General features: G+C 54.1%; 1 rRNA gene. It reads right to left on the bottom strand.

The annotated features are described in order from the left end of the window. Positions 1–1,083, bottom strand: a 23S ribosomal RNA gene (locus tag IEW82_RS19845); the annotation flags it as partial.

The raw sequence follows: 1,083 nt of genomic DNA, 5'->3' as shown, positions 1-1,083 counted from the left end.
GTGGTACAGGAATATCCACCTGTTGTCCATCGCCTACGCCTTCCGGCCTCGGCTTAGGTCCCGACTAACCCTGAGCGGACGAACCTTCCTCAGGAACCCTTAGGCTTTCGACGGAGGGGATTCTCACCCCTCTTTTCGTTACTCATACCGGCATTCTCACTTCTAAGCGCTCCAACAGACCTTCCGGTCTACCTTCTCTGCCCTTAGAACGCTCCCCTACCATGACTATGAAGTCATCCACAGCTTCGGTGATACGTTTAGCCCCGTTACATTTTCGGCGCAGCGCCACTCGACCAGTGAGCTATTACGCACTCTTTGAATGGTGGCTGCTTCTAAGCCAACATCCTGGTTGTCTAAGCAACGCCACATCCTTTGCCACTTAACGTATACTTTGGGACCTTAGCTGGTGGTCTGGGCTGTTTCCCTTTCGACGACGGATCTTATCACTCGCCGTCTGACTCCCGTGGATAAGTCGTTGGCATTCGGAGTTTGACTGAACTCGGTAATCCTGTGGGGACCCCTCACTCAATCAGTGCTCTACCTCCAAGACTCTTCCCACGAGGCTAGCCCTAAAGCTATTTCGGGGAGAACCAGCTATCTCCGTGTTCGATTGGCATTTCACCCCTACCCACACCTCATCCCCGCCTTTTTCAACAGACGTGGGTTCGGGCCTCCATTCAGTGTTACCTGAACTTCACCCTGGACATGGGTAGATCACACGGTTTCGGGTCGGCAACCCTAAACTCTATCGCCCTATTCAGACTCGCTTTCGCTTCGGCTCCGCCTCTTCAGCTTAACCTTGCTTAGAATCGCCACTCGCCGGTCCATTCTACAAAAGGTACGCCGTCACCCCCCGAAGGGGGCTCCGACTACTTGTAAGCGCACGGTTTCAGGATCTCTTTCACTCCCCTTCCGGGGTGCTTTTCACCTTTCCCTCACGGTACTGGTTCACTATCGGTCACTAGGGAGTATTTAGCCTTGGGAGATGGTCCTCCCAGCTTCCGACGGGGTTTCACGTGTCCCGCCGTACTCAGGATCCACTCGGGTTTGCGTTTCGTTTCGACTACAGGGCTGTTACCTTCT

Source organism: Pullulanibacillus camelliae (assembly GCF_014642655.1).
In the GTDB taxonomy this organism is placed as follows: Bacteria; Bacillota; Bacilli; order Bacillales; family Sporolactobacillaceae; genus Pullulanibacillus; species Pullulanibacillus camelliae.
This window is presented reverse-complemented; position numbering and strand designations above follow the sequence as displayed.